General features: G+C 53.2%; 16 protein-coding genes. All 16 read left to right on the top strand.

Annotated elements, in window-relative coordinates:
- Positions 1-115: 115 nt before the first annotated feature.
- The 16 genes from DOM45_RS10975 to DOM45_RS10915 all read left to right on the top strand — a co-directional run bounded on the left by DOM45_RS10975 (position 116) and on the right by DOM45_RS10915 (position 20,551).
- Positions 116-469 (top strand): four helix bundle protein, encoded by a 354-nt coding sequence (locus DOM45_RS10975; RefSeq protein WP_110600362.1) that lies wholly within the window; start codon positions 116-118, stop codon positions 467-469.
- Between the two features lie 52 nt (positions 470-521).
- Complete coding sequence (cysN, locus tag DOM45_RS10970) at positions 522-2,429, top strand: sulfate adenylyltransferase subunit CysN (RefSeq protein ID WP_110600360.1); 1,908 nt, start codon at positions 522-524, stop codon at positions 2,427-2,429.
- Positions 2,430-2,904: 475 nt separating this feature from the next.
- Positions 2,905-3,264, top strand: a complete 360-nt coding sequence (locus DOM45_RS10965) for a DVU3141 family protein (protein ID WP_162302617.1) — start codon at positions 2,905-2,907, stop codon at positions 3,262-3,264.
- A 138-nt stretch (positions 3,265-3,402) separates the two neighbouring features.
- Positions 3,403-5,163: a polysaccharide biosynthesis/export family protein gene (locus DOM45_RS10960; RefSeq protein WP_110600356.1), complete on the top strand. Its 1,761-nt coding sequence runs from the start codon at positions 3,403-3,405 to the stop codon at positions 5,161-5,163.
- 69 nt (positions 5,164-5,232) lie between these two features.
- Positions 5,233-6,045 carry an ABC transporter permease gene (locus DOM45_RS10955; protein ID WP_205909432.1) on the top strand — a complete coding sequence of 271 codons (813 nt, stop codon included), beginning with the start codon at positions 5,233-5,235 and terminating at the stop codon, positions 6,043-6,045.
- Between the two features lie 4 nt (positions 6,046-6,049).
- Entirely contained in the window at positions 6,050-6,985 is a 936-nt protein-coding gene (locus DOM45_RS10950) for an ABC transporter ATP-binding protein (protein WP_110600354.1), read from the top strand.
- Positions 6,986-7,023: 38 nt separating this feature from the next.
- A complete protein-coding gene (locus tag DOM45_RS10945) occupies positions 7,024-8,127 on the top strand; it encodes a KpsE/RkpR family capsule polysaccharide export protein (protein ID WP_110600352.1) in 1,104 nt (367 codons plus the stop codon).
- Positions 8,128-8,140: 13 nt separating this feature from the next.
- On the top strand, positions 8,141-9,103 hold the full coding sequence (locus DOM45_RS10940) for a KpsF/GutQ family sugar-phosphate isomerase (protein ID WP_110600350.1): 963 nt from the start codon (positions 8,141-8,143) through the stop codon (positions 9,101-9,103).
- An 18-nt stretch (positions 9,104-9,121) separates the two neighbouring features.
- Positions 9,122-13,396 (top strand): capsular polysaccharide export protein, LipB/KpsS family, encoded by a 4,275-nt coding sequence (locus DOM45_RS10935; protein WP_110600348.1) that lies wholly within the window; start codon positions 9,122-9,124, stop codon positions 13,394-13,396.
- Between the two features lie 9 nt (positions 13,397-13,405).
- The gene (locus tag DOM45_RS20040) at positions 13,406-14,056 is read left to right on the top strand and encodes an acyltransferase (protein ID WP_157958405.1); all 651 of its coding nucleotides are present in this window, start codon (positions 13,406-13,408) and stop codon (positions 14,054-14,056) included.
- A gap of 22 nt (positions 14,057-14,078) precedes the next feature.
- Positions 14,079-14,975, top strand: coding sequence for a hypothetical protein (locus DOM45_RS20035; RefSeq protein ID WP_162302616.1), 897 nt, complete (start codon positions 14,079-14,081; stop codon positions 14,973-14,975).
- Positions 14,972-15,799 (top strand): 3-deoxy-8-phosphooctulonate synthase, encoded by an 828-nt coding sequence (gene kdsA, locus DOM45_RS10930; RefSeq protein WP_110600346.1) that lies wholly within the window; start codon positions 14,972-14,974, stop codon positions 15,797-15,799. Before DOM45_RS20035 ends, kdsA begins: the two co-directional genes overlap by 4 nt.
- Positions 15,800-15,813: 14 nt before the next feature.
- Positions 15,814-17,088: a 3-deoxy-manno-octulosonate cytidylyltransferase gene (gene kdsB, locus DOM45_RS10925; RefSeq protein WP_110600344.1), complete on the top strand. Its 1,275-nt coding sequence runs from the start codon at positions 15,814-15,816 to the stop codon at positions 17,086-17,088.
- Between the two features lie 52 nt (positions 17,089-17,140).
- The gene (locus DOM45_RS10920) at positions 17,141-18,157 is read left to right on the top strand and encodes a phytanoyl-CoA dioxygenase family protein (protein ID WP_110600342.1); all 1,017 of its coding nucleotides are present in this window, start codon (positions 17,141-17,143) and stop codon (positions 18,155-18,157) included.
- 86 nt (positions 18,158-18,243) lie between these two features.
- Positions 18,244-18,996, top strand: coding sequence for an acyltransferase (locus DOM45_RS20030; protein ID WP_157958403.1), 753 nt, complete (start codon positions 18,244-18,246; stop codon positions 18,994-18,996).
- 409 nt (positions 18,997-19,405) lie between these two features.
- The gene (locus DOM45_RS10915) at positions 19,406-20,551 is read left to right on the top strand and encodes a glycosyltransferase family 2 protein (protein WP_157958402.1); all 1,146 of its coding nucleotides are present in this window, start codon (positions 19,406-19,408) and stop codon (positions 20,549-20,551) included.
- Positions 20,552-20,615 lie beyond the last annotated feature (64 nt).

Genomic DNA, 20,615 nt, shown 5'->3' with positions numbered 1-20,615 from the left:
CGACCGGGACCAGGTAGGCTCGATGGAGAAGAAGAAGCGGGAGGGGTACTTCTAGCGCGCCGGAGGCGCGCTAGAAGCCCGAGACGGAAGAGGGAAGTCGGAAGAGGTAAGAGCGATGGACTTTGAGCGCCTGGAAGTCTGGAAGCGATCGGCTCGATTGTCAGCCGACTTGTACCGCCATTTCGCCGACTCCAGAGATTACGGCTTCAAGGACCAAATCACTCGTTCCGGCCTCTCCGTGCCGAGCAATATCGCGGAGGGTATGACCAGACCCACCGTCAAGGACCGAACCAAGTTTCTTTATATCGCAAAGGGGTCCTGTGCCGAGCTCAGGACTCAGATCTACATCGGTATGGAAATCGACTATATAAATCGAGAGAAAGGGCACCAGTGGGTAGCAGAAACCAAAGAGATCGCCGCCATGTTGACGGGCTTGATTCGTAAGCAGTCTGACTTCGACGCGTGCTGATCGGTTTTTCTCACCTCTTCGCTCTTCCCTCTTAATTTCTAGGGGTTGCCCAATGTCACACACATCGAATCTGATCGCCGACAACATCAGCGAGTACCTGAAGGAACACGAGCAGAAAGACCTGCTGCGCTTCATCACCTGCGGCAGCGTCGACGACGGCAAGTCGACCCTGATCGGGCGGCTGCTGCACGACTCCAAGATGATCTACGAAGACCAGTTGGCGGCGATCACCCAGGCGTCGAAGACCAGCGGGACGACCGGCGACAAGGTCGATCTGGCACTGCTGGTGGATGGTCTGCAGTCGGAGCGGGAGCAGGGCATCACCATCGATGTCGCCTACCGTTTCTTCTCCACCGACAAGCGCAAGTTCATCATCGCCGATACCCCGGGCCATGAGCAGTACACCCGCAACATGGCCACCGGGGCCTCCACCGCGAGCCTGGCGATCATCCTGATCGATGCGCGTTACGGCATACAGACCCAGACCCGGCGCCACAGCTATATCTGTTCGCTGCTGGGCATCCGCCACCTGATCGTCGCCATCAACAAGATGGACCTGGTCGACTACTCCCAGACGCGCTACGACGAGATCGTCGCCGACTATCAGCGGTTCTCGACCAATCTCAACGATGCCAACCTGCACTTCGTGCCCATCTCGGCGCTGGAGGGCGACAACGTCGTCAATCCCAGCGAGAACATGAGTTGGTATGCGAAGAGCGGCGGCGAGGCGCTGTTGCCGCTGCTGGAGCGTGTCGACGTCAAGCACGACAGCAACCTCGAGGATCTGCGCTTCCCGGTGCAGTACGTCAACCGGCCCAACCTCAACTTCCGTGGCTACTGCGGCACGCTGGCCGCCGGCATTCTCCGCCCGGGCGATGTCATTCGCGTGCTCGGCTCCGGCAAGAGTTCCAGCGTGGAGAGCCTGATCACCTACGATGGCGAACTGGAAGCCGCTTATCCCGGCCAGGCGATCACCGTCACCCTGAAAGACGAGATCGATATCTCCCGTGGCGACATGCTGGTGACAGCGGATAGCAAGCTGGAGCCGACCACGGCGTTCACGGCGGACATCGTCTGGATGCACGATACGCCGCTGGAAGTCGGGCGCGAGTACGAGCTCAAGGCGGGCACCAGCGTCGTCAGCGGTCGCGTGGCGCGGATCATCCACCAGACCGACGTCAATACGCTGGAGCGGCATCAGGCACAGAATCTTCCGCTCAACGGTATTGCGCGCTGCCAGATCGAGGTCAAGCAGCCGCTGGCGCTGGACCCCTACGTGCGCTCGCCGCACTCCGGCAACTTCATCATCATCGACCGCATGACCAACGTGACGGTCGGCGCCGGCATGGTGGTCGACACGCTCAGCGCCAGCAACATCGTCTGGCACGATATGGCGGTGACCAAACAGCGCCGGGCCGAGCGCAACCACCAGAAACCGTGCATCATCTGGTTCACCGGGCTCTCCGGTGCGGGGAAATCGACCTCCGCCAACGCGCTTGAGCGCCAACTGTTCGGCATGGGCTACAGCACCTATTTGCTGGATGGCGACAATGTTCGCCACGGGCTCTGCGGCGACCTGGGCTTCAGTGACGATCACCGCCAGGAGAACATTCGCCGCGTGGGCGAGGTGGCCAAGCTGATGGTCGACGCCGGGATGATCGCACTCGTGTCATTCATCTCACCGTTCCAGCGCGACCGGGATATCGTGCGCGACATGGTCGACAGCGGCGAGTTCATCGAGGTCTTCGTCAATACCTCGTTGGATGTGTGCGAAGAGCGCGATCCGAAGGGGCTCTATCGAAAAGCGCGGGCCGGCGAGATCGACGACTTCACCGGTATCAGCTCTCCCTACGAACCGCCGACGAACCCGGACATCGTCATCAATGCGGGCGAACTCTCCATCGAAGAAGTGGCGAAAACGCTGATCAGCAATCTCAAGCGGCTGAACGTCATCGGCTAGCGTCCCTCCCTCCAGCGTCATCTTGCATTCGGTAACAGGCCCCTCCGACGCGTTTGGAGCGGGCCTTACTCATTGACGTGTAAGCCTTTTGCCATAGATGGCTGAAGGAACTCATGTTTAAATAGTTACGTAGCGTAACGTCCGCAATACCTCCACGCCTAGAGATGCACCGTTTTCGTTGTAGGCAAGCCCTTGCTGGCACCATACAATCGTGGGGTTATTAGGCTATGGATTCGGCCTGACTTCAGTTCGCTTCACGAGCGCATCAGGGATGGTGCTGCAGGTAAGTTTCCTGAGACCACACTGAGCGCCGGCGTGTCTTGCGACAGCAGGCCGATCCACCGGAAGCGACCGCCGAGGGGGGCGGCTGCTTACCGGTTTTCAGTGTTTTCGTCCATCAGGTTAAACAGACAACATGCCAAACGTTTTCAACGGGGTTTCCGCCGGCTGCAGCCGCTTCGGAAGGTGGTTAGCGGTGGGGGCTCTGGCCGTGACCTTCGCGGGCTGCGCATCGCAGGGCCATTACGGTGGCAACAATGTCGGCACCATGCAGGGCGCCGCAGCCCTGGGCCCCGAAATCTCCAGTTTTCTCGACAACGCCACGCCGGGCAGTATCTCTGCCTTTCCCAAGAGCCCGTGGGGCTCCAATGTCTCCGTTATCGTCCAGGAGCGCTACTTCGCGGCCAGCGGCCGACTCTGCGCGCATCTGGACGTTGCCCGGCAGGGCGCGCCCCAGACTGCCCAGCGCGCGCAAGTGGCGTGTCTCGTGAAGGACAACGGCTGGTACGCCCAGCGTCTGGTCACGCAGGTGTTGGCAGGCTCCAGCACTCGGTAACAAAAATCCCCTGCTTTGGTGCCTGCCTCCGCGTGTATCGTTTTTCGATCAGTCAGGTTGTTTATCGGACCGCCTGATCGTGCTTCGAACCGTTTGAAAGCAGGCCTCGAGCCGTGTGAACACAACAGGAAGTCTTGCATGAAACATGCAGCATCGTTTTTCCGGGCCGGGTGCCTGGTGGCGGTAGCGTGCCTGAACGTCGGTCTGGCGCACGCGCAATCCTTCGGGTCCGGCAGTATCGTGCCGCAGGATCAGCAGGCCCAGTCGATGACCTCCCAGGCCCCCGGGGCCAACGGTCAGCAGCAGGGCCAGCAAGCCCAGCAGCAGGCCGTAAACGATCAACCCCGCGCCAACTGGAACAGCTCGAACTACGGCCCCGTCGATCCGAGTCAGCAGGAGAAGGTCGACCCGAACACGCTACCGCCGTTCGGCGCCAACCTGTTTACCGGCGGATTCCGGGGTGTGATGGCGGATGGCCTGAACCCCGGCTACACCATCAAGCCGGGTGACCAGATCAACCTGCGCGTCTGGGGCGGCACCGAGATGCAGAGCGTGCTGACGGTGGACTCCCAGGGCAATATCTTCCTACCGGGGATCGGGCCGCTCAACGTCCAGGGCACCTCGAACAGTGGACTCAACTCCCGCGTCACCGCGGCGATCAAGTCGGTCTACCCGGAAAACGTCGAGGTCTATACCAACCTGCAGGGCGTTCAGCCGGTAGGAGTATTCGTGACCGGCTATGTCAAGAATCCGGGCCGCTACTCCGGCACGCCCAGCGATTCGATGCTCTATTTCCTCGACCAGGCCGGTGGCATCGACCAGGCTTTGGGCAGCTATCGCCAGATCGCGATCAAGCGCGGTGGCCGTACCGTCGACACCATCGATCTCTACGATTTCCTGATCAACGGCAATATGCCGCAGACCCAGTTCCGCGATGGCGACACCATCGTGGTCGAAGCGCGCGGCCCGGCCGTGGCGGTGGTGGGTGACGTCGAGCGCCCATTCCGCTACGAGCTGGCAGGGGAGACCCTGACCGGGGGCGACGTGATCAACCTGGCGCGCCTGCGTTCCGGCGTCACCCACGTGTTGCTGCGCGGTGACCGCCCGGATGGCCCCCTGGCGCGCTACCTGACGCTCAACGAATTCCGCACCGCCAATGTACGGCGGGGTGACGAGGTCTTGTTCAGTGCTGACCAGCGCAGCGAGAGTATCGTGGTACAGGTCGAAGGGAGCTATTACGGCCCTTCACGCTACGTGTTGCCGCGTGACGCCCACCTGGGCGAGTTTCTCAACGCGATCAGCGTGCCCAAGAGCATGACCAGCTATCAGGATGTCTCCATCCGCCGCCAGAGTGTCGCCGAACAGCAGGAAGAGTCGCTCAACGAGAGCCTGGACCGGCTGGAGCAGACCTATCTTGGCTATCCGGCGCGGACGACCGGCGAAGGCGAGATTCAGGTTCGCCAGGCCGAACTGATCGAACGCTTCGTGCAGAAGGCACGCCAGACCAAACCGACCGGCAGGCTGGTCGTCGCGCGGGGTGACAATATCGCCGATATCCGCCTGCAGGATGGCGATGTGGTCACCATTCCGGAAAGCTCGGACTCCGTGCTGTTGAGCGGCGAAGTGACGATTCCGCAGGCCATGGTCTATACCCCGGGCATGAGTGCCGAGGACTATATCCGCCAGGCCGGCGGCTTCACGCCACGCGCGGATGACGACCAGGTGCTGGTGGTGCATCGCAACGGCGCGGTCATCCATGCCGGTGACACCGACGTTCGCGCCGGTGACGAGATCATGGTGCTGCCGGCCGCGCCGACCAGCAACATCGAGCTGGCGACCAGCATCACGCAGATTCTTTATCAGGTAGCCGTGGCGACCAAGGTCGCGCTGGATCTGTAAGCTTCTCTTCAAGTCAAGCATTGTATGAGCGCCTGTCCGGCTGAGTGTCGACAGGCGCGGGAACGTTAAATGGCGACAAATACGGAACACATTCCGGATTCCACCCGTCATCCCATGCGGGTCACCTGGGATGTCTGGTCGGCGATGTACCTGCGCGAAATGATTGCCAGAACCATGGCGGATCGCATGGCCTGGTTCTGGATGATCTTCGAACCCATCGCCACCATCGCGGTGATGATTTTTATCCGTGCCTATATCAGGGGTGGTCAAAACATTACAGGGGCAGAATTTATTCCCTGGATGATTGTTGGACTCATGGGTTTCTACTTGTTCAGAGAAGCCATGACCCGACCGATGGGCGCAGTAGAATCGAACAGAGGGCTATTTACCTATCGTCAAATATTACCAATTGATCCTGTATTAATACGGTGCTTTGTCGAAGGGGTAATACGCAGTTTCATTTTTTTACTCTTCATTGTTATCGGCTCTCTACTAAAGATTAATATGATGCCAGATCACGCCTTTGGCGTGATGATGGACTGGCTCTCACTCTGGATGCTGGGTGTCGGACTTGGCGTTCTGCTATCGGTGGCATCCGGCCTCGTACCGGAGGTCGGACGTGTGGTAAAGATCATCACATTGCCTCTGCTGCTGATATCCGGTGTGATCTTTCCGGTGACCTATGTGCCCGCCCAGTATCAGCAATATCTGCTCTGGAACCCGATTGTCCATGGGATCGAGAGCATGCGTCTCAGCTTCTTCGACAGCTACCATTCGATTCCCGGTATCGACATGACTTACCTATGGATGTGGGCGCTCTCCACCCTCACCTTGGGCTTGGTCATGCATGTCCGTTTTGCATCGCGTTTGAAGGCAATGTGAGCCGATGATCGAAATCCAGAATCTTTACAAGCGTTACCATGGCCCGCATGGCGGCGGGTGGGTATTGAAGGATGTCAATCTCGTCATTCCCGATGGCGTCAGCGTTGGTGTGGTCGGCCGCAATGGCGCGGGCAAGTCGACGCTCTTACGCCTGATTGGCGGTATGGATACGCCGGATCGAGGTCGAGTAATTCGTAAAGGTCGCGTCTCCTGGCCGATCGGCTTGGCCGGCGGGTTTAAGGGCGCCATGACCGGGCGTCAGAACGTCAAGTTCGTCGCTCGCGTCCACGGCATCAAAAAGAATCTGTCCAAGTTGATCCAAGAGGTGGAGGACTTCGCTGAGATCGGCAAGGCCTTCGATGACCCTGTTACGACGTATTCTTCAGGGATGCGGGCGCGCCTCGCCTTCGGTCTTTCGCTGGCGTTCGACTTCGATATCTACATCTCGGACGAGGCGACCGCCGTGGGTGATCGCGCGTTCAAGGCCAAGGCCAGGGAGGCATTTCAGCAGCGGGTGGATCACGCCAGCCTGATCATGGTCTCCCACGGCGAAGGCACGCTGAAGCAGATGTGCCAGGCTGGCATTTTCATCGACGAAGGAACGGCTCGCTGGTTCGATCGTATCGAGGACGCGATCGAGGCATATCATCGGGCAACCGGACTGATTACCGACGTCGCGGATGAAGACGACGAGGAGGAAACGCCGGTCGAACAGCTCGATGCCAGTAGCGTTAAAGCTCAGCTTCGCTCCCTCAGGCAAGAGATAAACGAACTTCAGAAGCAGCATATTATCTCGCAGTACCGGCTGGAGACGACCACTGACGAAGATGAAGTGGCCATCTTGCAGGAACAAACGGAATTGCTGCATCGCAAACATCGACTGGCGAGAAAGCGGTTCTCAGAGCTTAAACAGCACGAGCAAGCATCGGCCCGAAGGTGAGGCCAACGCTTAGCTCCGGATTTAAAGAAGCGAACTTGATGAAATTTTTAGTAAAGCAAAAGTTAAAACGGCATCTTCACTGGATCCTCTGCCTGGTAGCGATCGTCATCGTTAGTTTCTATTGGGCAGTCTGGGCCAGTGATCGCTACGTATCCCACGCCCATGTGGTATTGGAAAGCCCGCAGCTTTCATCGCCGGATTTGAGCTTCAGTAGCCTGCTTTCCGGTGGTGGCGGGGCGAATAACGCCGACATGCTGCTGCTGAGAGACTATCTCCGTTCAGTCGATATGCTGCAGTACCTAGTGGAGAACGCCAACTTCCGCGAGCATTACGCCCACGGTGGCGGCGACTTCTTCAGCCGCCTCAGCGACGAGAATGCGCCACTGGAAGAGCTGCACGACTATTATCTCAAGCGCGTCTCGGTGGAGCTCGACGAGTACGCTGGCGTGTTGCGAGTCGACGTTGAAGCGTTCAACCCGAAAGAAGCGCATCTGATAGCCAACCTGCTGCTCGAGCGTGGCGAGCAGCACATGAACGATATGGGTCGGCGCTTAGCGGAAGAGCAGGTAAAGTTCCTGCAGCAGCAGGTCGATCAGCTTCAGGCAACGTTCGAACAAACGCGCCAAGCGCTGGTGGACTACCAGAACGAGAATGGGCTGGTATCGCCAACGGGTACGGTCGAAAGCCTGAGCAGTGTGGTCTCGACTCTGGAAGGCGAGCTGGCAAGTCTCAAGGCACAGAAAACTGCGCTGAGCAGTTTCCAGAGTGCGAACTCACCGGAAATGGTAAGAGTAAAGAGCCAGATCAACGCGCTGGAAGATCAGATTGAGAAAGAAAAGCAGCGACTGGCGGCCCAATCCGGCAACGCGCTTAACTCTCTCTCCTCGGAATATCAGCGGCTTCAGCTGCAGGCCAAATTTGCCCAGGAAAGTTATTCCGGTGCACTGGCTGCATTGCAGAGTACGCAAGTGGAAGCGGCGCGTAAACTCAAGCAGCTCTCCACTCTGCAGTCCCCTACGATGCCACAATATCCGGAGCAGCCGGAACGGCTGTATAACATCGTCGTGTTTGCCGTTATTGCGCTGTTTATTGCGCTAATCGCCAATATGCTCATTTTGATTATTAAAGATCACAGAGATTAAAACCGAGACGAATATGGAAGCTCAAATATACTCTGACACGGATCAGTCATTGGAAGTTGCTCGCAACGTGTTCTGGGAGCAGGCCAAGTCGTTACAGGCCATTGGCGAATCCCTGAATGGCGAAGTTTCGTTAGCGGTCAATCTCATGCATCAGTGCACCGGGAAAGTCATCATCTCGGGTATGGGGAAGTCCGGGATCATCGGCAAGAAGATCGCCGCCACGTTGGCATCTACTGGTACCCCTAGCTTCTTCGTTCATCCCGGTGAGGCCTATCACGGTGATCTGGGCATGATCGGGGCAGACGATCTAGTCGTACTGATATCCTATAGTGGTGAAACCGACGAGGTCGTGAAGCTGCTGCCTTACATTCGCCACATTCAGGCCAAGAGCATCGCGATCACGGGCAATAGTGACTCGACGCTTGCCATTGCCGCAGACGTCCATCTCGATGTCTCCGTGGAACGTGAAGCCTGTCCTAACAATCTTGCCCCGACTACTTCCACCACGGCAACGCTCGTCATGGGAGATGCGCTTGCAGTTGCGTTGATGGATCGCAGAGGCTTCATGCCGGTCGACTTCGCCCGATTCCACCCGGGCGGATCGCTGGGCCGTAAACTGTTGACCCAGGTCCAGGAAGTCATGCACCCAGTGCCTTCCATCCAGGAGGACGCTTCATTTGCGAATGTGGTTCACCAGATCAGCGAGGGTGGTAAAGGTATCGTCTGCATTCTTTCTCAGGCCGGTGATTTGGTAGGGGTCGTTACAGATGGTGACTTGCGCCGAGCCATAGAAAAGCACGGAAATACTGAATCTCTCATTGCCCAGGATATCATGGGCAAAATGCCAACGACCGTACCCAAAGGCGCCAATCTCTATGAGTGTGAGGGATTGATGCGTGAAAAAAGATTGACTTCGCTAGTTGTAGTTAATGATCAGCTAAAACCGGCTGGCGTTATCAAAAGTTTCGATGCTTGATAGTTAAGGAATTGTTTTATGAGCAAAGTCACCAAGTTAATCAAGCATCCTATCAAGTTTTTCGAAGATGCGGCAAAGAAGAAGAGAGAGCTATCAAAGCTCTCCAGTGTCAAAAATCCAGTTTTTGCATTCAGAATAAACGATTGGAAAAGGCCAATTATTGAGGCCTGGATGCCGGACAAGACCTTTATATACGTTCCCTTCAAAGCCAATGAGGTTGAGTTAGAGAAAAAATGGCTACCACTGATTGAAAAAACACCGAATGCTGAAGTGCTCGCTTGGGGAATGAATCTCCCTAAAATAATTTCAAATACTTCCAAACCTTTGAGATATGTCGAGGACGGATTTATTCGTTCAGTGGAGTTAGGCTCGAAGCATACGCCGCCTTTATCATTAAATTTTGACTCTAAGACACCGTATTTTGACGCTACGAAAGAGTCAGATTTAGAGTCTATTCTTTCGAGTTACGATTTTGACTCTGACAAGGAGTTAATGGCTCGCGCGGCTGAGAATATCAGAAATATTTGCGCGTTGGGTATAAGCAAATATAATAATGGCGAGCGAAAGTCTCCCGAGAAGATTTATCCTCCTAAAACAGAGAGGAAAAGAATTTTAGTGGTTGGCCAAGTTGAAGATGATGCGTCTATTGTTTATGGATGTGAGAGGAAATGCAATAACAACGACGTTGTAAGGCTCGCCGCTTTTGAAAATCCCAATGCCGAAATATATTATAAGCCTCATCCAGATGTTTTGCATCAACGGCGTAAGATGTTGTCAGATCCAAGTGAAGTTGAAGATGTTTGTAAATTAATTACGGAAAACGTAGCAATAGCTGATGTTCTTGCTACGGTAGATCATGTTTATACTATAACCTCCCAAGTCGGGTTCGAAGCTCTTCTGAGAGGTATTAAAGTTACAACACTGGGATGCCCGTTTTATTCAGGATGGGGGTTGACCGATGATCGGCAAAAAAATGAAAGGCGGAAGCGTCACCTAAAAGTAGAAGAGCTCTTCGCTGCTTCATATATACTCTATCCAGAATATTATGACCCGATATATCAAGAAAAGACGACTCTTGAAAAGACGCTTGAACATATTCAGCTGCAACTGGCTTCATCAGCACACAAAAGTAAGAATAGCTCACCCCAAAATGTTGAACATTCAGTTACCGTAGTAGTCGGTTTTAGCGCCTGGAAAAGTTTTATCAGGAAATATTTTTCGAACACGAAGGTGATTTTTGTTCCTAAGGGGGTAACGCCTGCAGATTTTAAATCAAAATTTGAAAAATACTTCCTAACTGAGCCTCAAAATACTGTGGTTTTGGTTTGGGGTACCTTAATACCCGGGTTTATAAAAAGGGCCGCAGATAAAAATTCAGTAAAAGTTAAATATGTAGAAGATGGGTTCATTCGGTCAGTTCAGCTTGGTGCGACGAAAGCGCCCCCTATGTCGTTGGTGTACGATGCAAAAGTTCCATACTTCGATGCTAGGTATCCCTCAGATCTTGAAAACATTTTAAATACTTATGATTTCAATTCTGACTCTGAGCTTATGCTTCAAGCTAAACAGTGTATTGAGTTGATAATAAATAATAAGCTAAGCAAGTATAATCACACTAAATCGCATGATATGAGGACGGTTTACGGTCCTAAATCCAAGAAGCGAATACTGGTTATTGGCCAAGTGGAAGATGACGCATCTATAAAATTAGGCTGCGACCGGCCCGTAACGAATAATGCCTTAGTAAGGCTTGCAAAAAAAGAAAATCCAGAAGCAGAAATAATCTATAAGCCTCACCCAGATGTGATGAATGGCTACAGGGCTATGCAAAGCGACCCTAAAAACGTTGCTCAGATCGCTACGATTATTGGAAGTGATGTTTCAATCGCTCAGTCTTTTGAGACTATAGATCATGTTTATACGATAACATCTCTTTCCGGGTTCGAAGCTTTGTTGCGAGGTATAAAAGTTACGACTATAGGATGTCCTTTTTATAGCGGTTGGGGGCTGACTGATGATCGTCAACCCAATGCAAGGCGTAACCGGCAACTTAAAGTTGAGGAAATTTTTGCTGCGTCGTATTTGCTCTATAGTAATTATTATGACCCAGAAACAGGTCAAAAAACATCATTAAATAAAGCGATTAAAAAAATCATACGAGAGAGAGAGTTTGTTGATTTGATGGATGATTCACCTCATGTAAATAATATTGATGCAGACGAGGTCTTAAAACCTGTGAAGGGCAATGAGCTCAAGCCGGTAGCTGACTCGGTTGAAATTAATATTGAAGGCAGTGGGGGAGAGTATATATATGTGCACGACAAAACCCCCGAGAGTCAAGAACTGTATAAAAAATTGCTCAAGTTGAATCCCCGTCGAGGAATAATGAAACTCATTACTCCTTTTGAAATCGATTTCAACGAGTCCCTTGAATACCTACATAGATTGAGCCTTGCCATAATAAAGGCATTGTCAAGTATTGACGGAGACGTGCGTGGTGTAATTTTTGGCAATAATATTGCCAACATAGATGTGTTGATTTTTAATGCTTGTCGAAAACTCAATTTGCCAAGGTTTTTTGTAGGCACATCTTTTTGCTACTTCGAGAAAAAGAATATAGGCGATTTAGCTTTTGATGTTTATTACTCTGCATCTTCTTTTTCAACAGATGATTGTTTTGCGTTTAAAGGCGGAGTGCTGAAATGTGTCGAGTCATTGAAGCTACCCTTGCTTGGTTTTGATAGCCATGATCATGATTTCTCTTATGGCCGGTACCTTGTTTCATCAGATTCAAAAAAGATATTAACATTGGTCGTTGATAAGATCAGCGATGTCGACGCAGTTCTTGAAATTCTGACTTGTTATTTTTCTCCGTTTTCTTTCTGTATCTTAGTTTACAGCGAACAAATTAGTTTGCGCCAGAAAATGTGCCAGCTGCTATCGGAATGCGGTTACGAAATTTTTAATCAAGATAGCATGGTAGGAATTTTATCCCATGAAGAATCTTTATATATCTCTGACTATGTGCTCGCCAGCGTTGATCAGGATAAGCTGGAAGTTCTCGAGCGTGTGCGAGCAGGAAAAGTTATAAAGATCGACTCTTTCTCCGATGTTGAGCAAGGTGTATTGACAACATGTGGAATTAGTCAGAGAGATATAGCTGGTGCTTTGAAGAAGGACTTAGATTTCTTGGGAGGAGAATTGGATACAGATGTTGTAAGACATCATCCAAAAGTAGGGTTGTCATCACTGCTCGATCCGCAATACGAAATACGCTACGGGGCACACTCAGGTAAAGGTGCTTGGAAGCAGGCTCAACGGTATTTGCCTCAAATGCTGGGCGCATATCATCGTGATATAACGGTTGACACAGAAACTCCATTGTCTGAACTCGCTAGGTGTGACTATTTCATTCAATGGGGTGCGAAGGTAACGGAAAAAAAAGTAGCCCAGCAATACTTGGCTTCTTCACTAATGGTGCCCAATTATATTGCAGAAGACGGCTTCATTCGATCTATGGATATTGGTCTTTCCGGTGATCCAGGGCTGTCAATTATTTTGGATGGTAAAGCGGCATACTACGATGCTTTTAATAAAAGCAGCTTATGCCACGCACTTGAGTCAGATTATGAACTCAGTGAAGTTGAGCTTAAAAGAGCAGAAGATTTAATTTTTTCGATAAAGGCGAATCGAGTCACGAAGTACAATCATGCTCCACATCTTAATATAAAAATTGGTGATCCAAGCAAGCCTAAAATACTACTGATCGATCAACGTTATGGCGATCAGTCTATTGTTGCAGGAAAAGCCGACGAAAAATCATTTGGTCGTATGTTGAAGCATGCTATTGAAGATTATCCTGACCATGAAGTTCTTATTAAAAGGCACCCCGATGCGACAAAAGGGGGTAAGCAAAGCTATTTTTCTCCAGAAAACATATCATTTGCCAATGATATTGAGCGAGTGATAGTGATTGATTATGAAATTAATCCCTATAGTCTTTTTGAACAAGTTGAACAGGTTTGGGTTGCTACATCCGGAATGGGGCTAGAAGCATTAATTGCCGGAAAAAAGGTACGGTGTTACGGTGTGCCTTTTTATTCTGGATGGGGTGTGACAGAAGACGTTGCAGTAAATAACTTTCGCCCACGAGTAAGGTCACTCCCGGAAATCGTGTTCTTTTCCTATATTATGTTCTCTAAATATTTCTCGCCTAGTACTATGCAGGCATGCCAAGTTGAAGATTTGGTTGAGTATATTTCTAATAACAGCAACGCAGACTCCTACATTTGAGGTGATTTTATGGCCGTCAATAAAGGTCTAAACATAACCAATTCGTCTGAAAGTAACGAGATAGTCATTCCCACCTCAAATAAGGTCAGGGGGGAAGTGAAAGTCATGGGAGAATCGAATACTATAGTTGCAGAATCTGGATTGATTTTTAACGCCGATATTCGCATCGAAGGCAATGGAAATAAAATTTTCATCGGTAAAAACTGCGCGATTCGTGGCCAGATATTGGTTAAGGGGACCAATCAGACCGTCTATATTGGATATGAAACTACTTTTCAATCTGTATATATCTTGTGCCAAGAACAATGCGATGTGTTTATCGGTCATCACTGCATGTTTTCAAGGAATGTTGAGATTCGTACCACTGATGCACATTCAGTTATTGATCTATCAACTGGTGAAAGAGTCAACAAGCCTAAGTCAGTGAACATCGGGGATCATGTTTGGGTTGGGGTGAAGGGGCTAATTAGTAAAGGTGGCAAAGTTCCCTCTGATTCAATTGTGGGTGCTAATTCCTTTGTCAATAGTTCTTTTGATGAAGAGAATGTGATCTTAGCGGGTGCGCCAGCAAAAGTAGTAAAAAGAGGCGTGACTTGGCATAGATCTAGAAAGCAGAAGTTTTCGGAAGATGAAATGTCATTTTGGAAAAATGATTTATAAGAGTTAATTAAGAGCGGATATTATGCCTCGCGATCTATTTGTGCTTAGGACTAATTTTTTTTCGAGTTATTGTGGGGAATTGTTGGCCCAGATTTCTCACGCGGGTAAAGATGTTGTAGTCTGTGCTGATGAAAGCAAAGGAGTTGTCGATACTGCTGACTTTGCTAAAGTGAGGATGGGACTGAAAAGCATTGATCGTCTAGGCTTGTATCGACACGAAAAATCTGCTTGGTTATGTGGTGATTACTTTTTATACCACGTCTTAAGTAGTGTTCCAGATTATGACTACTACTGGTTAGTAGAGCCTGATGTGTATTTTGACTTTGATGATATATCTGAGTTTCTTAGGCCGCTTGATGAAGTTGCTAAAGATTATGTGGTGATGCACTATGGTGAGCGCCGGTCTAATTGGGCTTGGTACGATACTGTTAGTCCTTATTTTGAAACCGTATACGGGGGACCATATCCACTGGTTAGACTGTCAAAGGCCGCTCTTCACTTCATGTTGGCTCAGCGACAGAAGCTGTCATCAGAGTATCAAAAAACTGAAAGCGGGCGTTGGCCGAACGACGAGGCATTTACTGCTACTTTTTTAGCAAATAACAAATTTAAATGTTCTTCGTTCAATGATTTAGGGGTCGGCCTTTTTGCCACAAAGTCATCTTTTAGAACAGGCTTGCCTTGGCTCCGTGAGTACTTGGTTGATAAGCCTAGAAGTAATTTGGTTTACCATTCGGCATTGGGTAGAGACGATTACATCGATAAACTTAAACGACATATACGTATGAGAGGGCGCTCAGGCGATGGTGTCGATAAAATTGTATCTGAATACTACGGGAAGTCTGTATTGGATGAGTTGAAAGTCTTGGAAAAGAAATCTCTAGAAGTAATTAGAAATCGTTCGGAGTTCGGTAAGTGATAAAAAATTTTTCAAATTCTGACAAGTTTACGCTGCTAGGTGGTGTGAACGTTCTCGAATCCCGCGATATGGCCCTCAAGGCCTGCGAACACTACGTCGAAGTGACAAACAAGCTGTCGATCCCGTACGTGTTCAAGGCCAGCTTCGACAAGGCCAATCGCTCTTCCATTCATTCCTATCGTGGCCCAGGGATGGAAGAAGGGCTGAAGATATTCGAGGCCATCAAGTCCGAATTCGGCGTCCCCGTCATTACCGATGTCCATGAAACATGGCAGGCGGCGCCCGTGGCCGAAGTGGCAGATATCATCCAATTGCCCGCCTTCCTGGCGCGACAGACGGACCTGGTCGTCGCCATGGCCAAGACCGGCAAGCCGGTCAATATCAAGAAGCCTCAGTTCCTGAGCCCGGCTCAGATGCTGAACATCGTCGAGAAGTTCAACGAGGCGGGTAACTCGCAGTTGATGCTTTGCGACCGGGGGACATGCTTCGGTTACGACAACCTCGTGGTCGATATGCTGGGTTTTGGTGTCATGAAGAAGGTTTCCGGCGATCTGCCGATCATCTTTGACGTGACCCACGCGCTGCAACAACGCGATCCGGGCGGCGCCGCATCCGGCGGTCGTCGGCAGCAGGTCGTCGAGTTGGCCAGCGCGGGCATGGCGACAGGGTTGGCCGGCTTGTTCCTGGAAGCGCATCCCGATCCCGACAACGCCAAGTGCGATGGGCCAAGCGCATTGCCGCTGCATCTGCTCGAGCCGTTTCTCACCCATATCAAGACGATAGACGACGCGGTGAAGTCACTGCCCAAACTCCAGATCGACTGAGCCGGTTGTCCTTCATGAAAACAGTCATTGTGATTCCCGCCCGTTACGGCTCCAGCCGTCTGCCGGGCAAGCCTCTCGCCGATATCGTCGGCAAGCCGATGATCCAACATGTCTACGAGCGCGCCAGCGCCGTGGGCAATGTGGATGCGGTATGGGTGGCTACCGACGATCAGCGGGTGATGGACTGCGTTGACGGCTTCGGCGGGAATGTGGTCATGACCTCTCCCGACCATGTTTCCGGCACAGACCGTCTGGTCGAGGTGATGCAGCAGGTCGAGGCCGATCTCTACATCAACGTGCAGGGCGACGAACCCCTGATCCGCTCTGGCGATCTCGAGCGGTTGGCTGCGACCATGCAGGACGTCGGGCCGGACGTTCATGTCGGTACGCTCTGCCATCCGATCTCCCATGAGGAAGCGCAGAGTCCGAACAGTGTCAAAGTCGTGCTCAAGGAGAATGGCGATGCCCTCTATTTCAGCCGTTCGCCAATTCCGTTTCCGCGAGAACCAGCCGAGGCGAGTTTCCTGAAGCACGTCGGCGTCTACGCCTACCGTCGCGATGTTCTGGAGCGCTACGGTCGCCTGGCCTCACCCATGCTGGAACGCTCGGAAGTGCTGGAGCAGTTGCGGCTGCTGTACGCGGGAATGACGATCCGCGCCGTCGAGGTCGAACCGACGGGGCCGGGTGTCGATACGCCCGAGTGTCTCGAACGCGTGCGCGCCCATTTTCTGGGTCAGGAGTACGCGCCGGTCGATCCGCTGGCCAAGGTTCGTCTGGTCATTACCGATGTTGATGGCATCCTGACCGACGGTCGCTTGCACTACACCGAAGCGGGTGAGACGACCAAGACGTTCCACGTTCGAGATGGCTTGGGCATCAAGATGCTGATGGCGTGTGGCGTGCAAGTCGCCATACTGTCCGGTCGTGATTCGCCGACATTGAGGAAACGTGCCGCCGACCTAGGAATTCAACACGTGCTTTTTGGGGTCAAGGACAAGGCGGCCGCCTGTCGTGCCTTGCAGGAGCAAGTCGGCGTTTCCCGTGAGGAGACCGCCTGTCTCGGCGACGATTCGATAGATCTGCCCGCGTTTGGCGCGTGCGGACTGAGTTTCACGGTGAGTGATGCTCCGGACTACATCGCCAGCGCTGCCACCGGCGTGTTGCCGGTCATAGGCGGAGCGGGCGCGTTGCGCCATCTGGGCGACCGAATCCTTGAAGCGCAGGGCAACGGCGATGTGTTCCGGTCGGTAGAGGGCTATAGTCGGGTCATGCACTCTATGGCGCAGTAAAGCCCTCGGCAGAAGTGTGTCGGGATAGCGGTATGAAGCGGGGAGAGCCGTCATGAAACGGGTTTTTCAGTATCCAATCTGGCTGGGTGAGCTGTTCACCGGCGCCAAGTCGTTCAAGGCCAACCCGCTGCTGGGCAGCGAGCGGCTGAATCGCTACGGCCTGCACGCCGCTCGGGTCTGGGCGGCGTACTGGATGTCTCGGCTGCGCATGGCGATGCTGGCGCCGGGTGTTCCCAAGGCGGATCGCCAGCAGTTCCAGCGTTTCGGCTACGTGCTCAAGGAGAATTATCTCTCCGACTCGCAGTTCCAGGCGCTGATTCAAGAAATCGGCGCCTACGAAGGCGAGATCCGCGAGTGCTGCCAGGGCGACACCAATACGCACCGGATTCTGCTGGCGCCGGAGGTGGTCGAGCAATTACCGACGGTCAAGGCGGTGCTGGAAGATTCGGCGTTGAAGCGGCTGTTTCGCTACTGCGCCGGCCATGCCCGCTTGCCGATCTGCCATATCGAGAACGTGCACAACGGTAGCCGGGATAGCGCGACCGAGCGCGACCCGCAGAAGAACCTGCACGTCGATACCTTCCAGCCCACCATGAAGTTCTGGCTCTACCTGGAGGACGTGACCGACGAGAACGGCCCGTTCGTGTTCGTGCCGGGCTCCAATCGACCGCACCGTGAGCGGCTGAAGTGGGAGTATGAGATGAGCCTCCGTGCGAAAGCGCACGCGGACCGCTATACGGCACGGGGCTCGTTCCGAGTCAGCCAGGAAGAGGCCGAAAGGTTGGGCGAGGGCGGCCCGCGGCCGTTCCGGGTCAAGGCCAATACGCTGCTCATCGCCAATACCTTCGGCGTCCATGCCCGGGGCAACGCCGAGCCGGGTAGTTCACGCCTGGCGCTGTGGGGAATGAGCCGGACCAACCCCTTCCTGCCGTTGCCGGGGCTGGGATTCGACTACTTCAATCGGCTTCAGTACCGGGTGCTTCAACGCATGCGTCGCCAGGAAGACGCGAAAGCCGCGGCCAAGGGTGGGCAGTCCTCCTGGCATGTGATTGATAGAAAGAAACTGTAGCCCTCATTCCACTGGCTTGTCGGGTGCAATTGAAAAGGCAGTGGAGTCCTGATTTGGTTTTTAGATAGATGGATATGTTGTCTTAAATGAAAAATCGGTTTTTAACATTTTTGCGCTCGATGATCTCCAGCGACATTAAAGCACCTGTTCAGAATGCTAAAGAGGCAAGCCCTCTCCCTGACGGCGCCATTAGTCGCTCAGAGGGATTACCGAATTTCAAGATTGAAGCCGATACCGAATCCAATATCATCAACTTGGAGGGTCTTGATAAGGCACGTGGGAGCCTAAGGATCGGTGGGGTGGGTAATGAGATTTCAGTTGGTAAGCGCGTTTCCCTAAATTGTCAGATCCGGATTCAGGGTAAAGGGAATCGCCTCTATATCGGTGATGACTGCAACCTGAGGGGCCAGATACTGATCAAAGGAAATTCCCAAACGGTGAGTATTGGCGATTCGACGACCTTCCAGACGGTTTATCTGCTTTGTCAAGAAGGGTGCGATATTACGGTTGGCCGCCATTGCATGTTTTCACGAGAAATCGAAGTTCGGACCACTGATGCTCACTCACTCGTAGACATACCATCGGGAGCCCGTCTCAATAAGCCTCAGTCGATAGTCATCGGTGATCACGTGTGGGTAGGGTTGCGTGCTTTGATCAATAAAGGGGCATTTATCCCGGATGACTCGATCGTAGGTGCGGCTGCCTTCGTCAACTCGGCTCACGAGGAATCGCATACCGTGTTGGCAGGGGTTCCTGCAAAAGTCGTTAGGCGGGGTGTCACCTGGAATCGTGGTCGTAAACAGAGTTTTACCGAAGAAGAATTGTGGAATTGGCGATGATTATTTTGAGAATAGATTGATTTATCGTGATGGTCTTAGAGCCGGTTGGTTCAACCGAGCGTTTATCCCCATCTCGGGAGAACTGTATAGCCAGATTAGAAAGCAACCTTCGGGTTGCTTTCTGCGTTTCTGGGCGCCGGATTTCTCTGAGCTTCAGCGCCATTGCGTGGTATCGCGGCTCATTAAAATTAGGCCGTTAGCAGCCTGATCGTATGTCAAAAAATGAGTGTTAGATAAACCATCTTGCCGTGACGGTGAGGACTACCGATGCTGGTGGGCGCTGTCTGTCGCAGGCCGGAAGATATCCGTGTCCTGTCGGACTGCCGTGGCTCTCGCGCATACGAACGCGATGCTTAAATTGCATGCGCCAACGATAACAAGGGGCGATAGCGCTCCAAGGGAAGAGTTCATGAAGCCTACGTTCAAGCTTTGCGCTGTCGCCAAGGATGAGGGGCCTTACCTGGCGGAATGGGTTTTCCACCATCTTCATTTCGGCTTCGACGCGATCCACGTCTATATCAATCGCACCTCTGACGCTTCGGCCGCCGTGCTGGAGCGAATCCGTGGCACCTACCCGCAGGTCAGCTACGAATTCATCGACTGGGTCGATCTCTGCGACCCCGGTGTCGGCGCCAAGCTGCAGACCATCGCCTATGCCAAGGAGCTGGATCGCTCGCGTCAGGAAGGTTTCGGCTGGCTGCTGTTCCTGGATGTCGATGAGTTCTGGGTGCCCAACGACTTTGCCACGCCCGTCGAGCGTTTCGTGGCCGCCATCAGCGGCGATGGCCAGCCTCAGCCTATCTGTCATCTGTGGCACTGCGAACTGGGCCAGCGCGCCCCATTCACGCCGCTACAGCGTGGCGCAGGCTACGAGCTCTCCTCCCATTTGAAGACCCTGTTCCCCCTCGACGGCATCGATATCAGGCACGTGCGAGTCCACCATCCCATCTTCGGGGCTCAGGTGACGCCGCTGGATGCCGATGGCGCGCCCATGACCTTCGACGAGCAGCAGTCGGAGCTGGCAGCCCAGAGTGTGATGAAGCCGAAGAGCGCTTATATCATCCATCGGATGTATCGCTCCGAGGCGGAGTACTTGTCGCTGTCGTTGAGGGGCCGCCCCTCCCAGAGAAGCCTGCTGAAAATGAATCGGCCCGGCTATCGCTCTCATCGCAACGTGACCGTGCATCGTCGCTTCTTCTGGCCCGAGGAGGAGTTCCGGGCCTACGACCGTGATCGAGAACGCTTTCTGTCGGAGCTCGATATCGAAACGCTCATCGCGGCCGACAAGCTGGCCATTCTGGAGCGGGCCGAACGGGCGACGGTATTGATCAAGGAAAAGCTCGATACCCCAGAGCGGGACAGGGCGGTGGCGTTCCTGAAGGGGACTCGGCATGAAGTGGTCCCGGAGGAGGATAAAGCGGCGAGCGAGCCCTCGCCTGCGAGCGTGGCACCCCGGGATCATGCAGTGCCCGGTCGCGAGGCCCCGAGATCGCGATCCTGGTTGTCGATCCTGGCTGGGTGGTTCGGGCTGTCGAGGCAACATCGGATGCCCTGAGTCACGTCGGCTCGGTGGCGGGTCGCTCACGCTTTGCCGACAGGCGGGGTGGCTGAGCCGGTTT

The organism is Salinicola lusitanus (genome assembly GCF_003206045.1).
Taxonomy (GTDB): domain Bacteria; phylum Pseudomonadota; class Gammaproteobacteria; order Pseudomonadales; family Halomonadaceae; genus Salinicola; species Salinicola lusitanus.
The sequence above is the reverse complement of the archived record's forward strand: the minus strand, read 5'-3'. Positions and strand labels throughout refer to the sequence as shown.

What these genes read in the sequence shown, in the direction of transcription:
- DOM45_RS10960 (WP_110600356.1), top strand. Translation starts at nt 3,403, where the DNA reads ATGAAACATGCAGCATCGTTTTTCCGGGCCGGGTGCCTGGTGGCGGTA.
- DOM45_RS10940 (WP_110600350.1), top strand. Translation starts at nt 8,141, where the DNA reads ATGGAAGCTCAAATATACTCTGACACGGATCAGTCATTGGAAGTTGCT.
- DOM45_RS10955 (WP_205909432.1), top strand. Translation starts at nt 5,233, where the DNA reads ATGGCGACAAATACGGAACACATTCCGGATTCCACCCGTCATCCCATG.
- kdsB (WP_110600344.1), top strand. Translation starts at nt 15,814, where the DNA reads ATGAAAACAGTCATTGTGATTCCCGCCCGTTACGGCTCCAGCCGTCTG.
- DOM45_RS10915 (WP_157958402.1), top strand. Translation starts at nt 19,406, where the DNA reads ATGAAGCCTACGTTCAAGCTTTGCGCTGTCGCCAAGGATGAGGGGCCT.
- DOM45_RS10935 (WP_110600348.1), top strand. Translation starts at nt 9,122, where the DNA reads ATGAGCAAAGTCACCAAGTTAATCAAGCATCCTATCAAGTTTTTCGAA.
- DOM45_RS20035 (WP_162302616.1), top strand. Translation starts at nt 14,079, where the DNA reads ATGCCTCGCGATCTATTTGTGCTTAGGACTAATTTTTTTTCGAGTTAT.
- cysN (WP_110600360.1), top strand. Translation starts at nt 522, where the DNA reads ATGTCACACACATCGAATCTGATCGCCGACAACATCAGCGAGTACCTG.
- DOM45_RS20040 (WP_157958405.1), top strand. Translation starts at nt 13,406, where the DNA reads ATGGCCGTCAATAAAGGTCTAAACATAACCAATTCGTCTGAAAGTAAC.
- DOM45_RS10950 (WP_110600354.1), top strand. Translation starts at nt 6,050, where the DNA reads ATGATCGAAATCCAGAATCTTTACAAGCGTTACCATGGCCCGCATGGC.
- DOM45_RS20030 (WP_157958403.1), top strand. Translation starts at nt 18,244, where the DNA reads ATGAAAAATCGGTTTTTAACATTTTTGCGCTCGATGATCTCCAGCGAC.
- DOM45_RS10920 (WP_110600342.1), top strand. Translation starts at nt 17,141, where the DNA reads ATGAAACGGGTTTTTCAGTATCCAATCTGGCTGGGTGAGCTGTTCACC.
- DOM45_RS10945 (WP_110600352.1), top strand. Translation starts at nt 7,024, where the DNA reads ATGAAATTTTTAGTAAAGCAAAAGTTAAAACGGCATCTTCACTGGATC.
- DOM45_RS10975 (WP_110600362.1), top strand. Translation starts at nt 116, where the DNA reads ATGGACTTTGAGCGCCTGGAAGTCTGGAAGCGATCGGCTCGATTGTCA.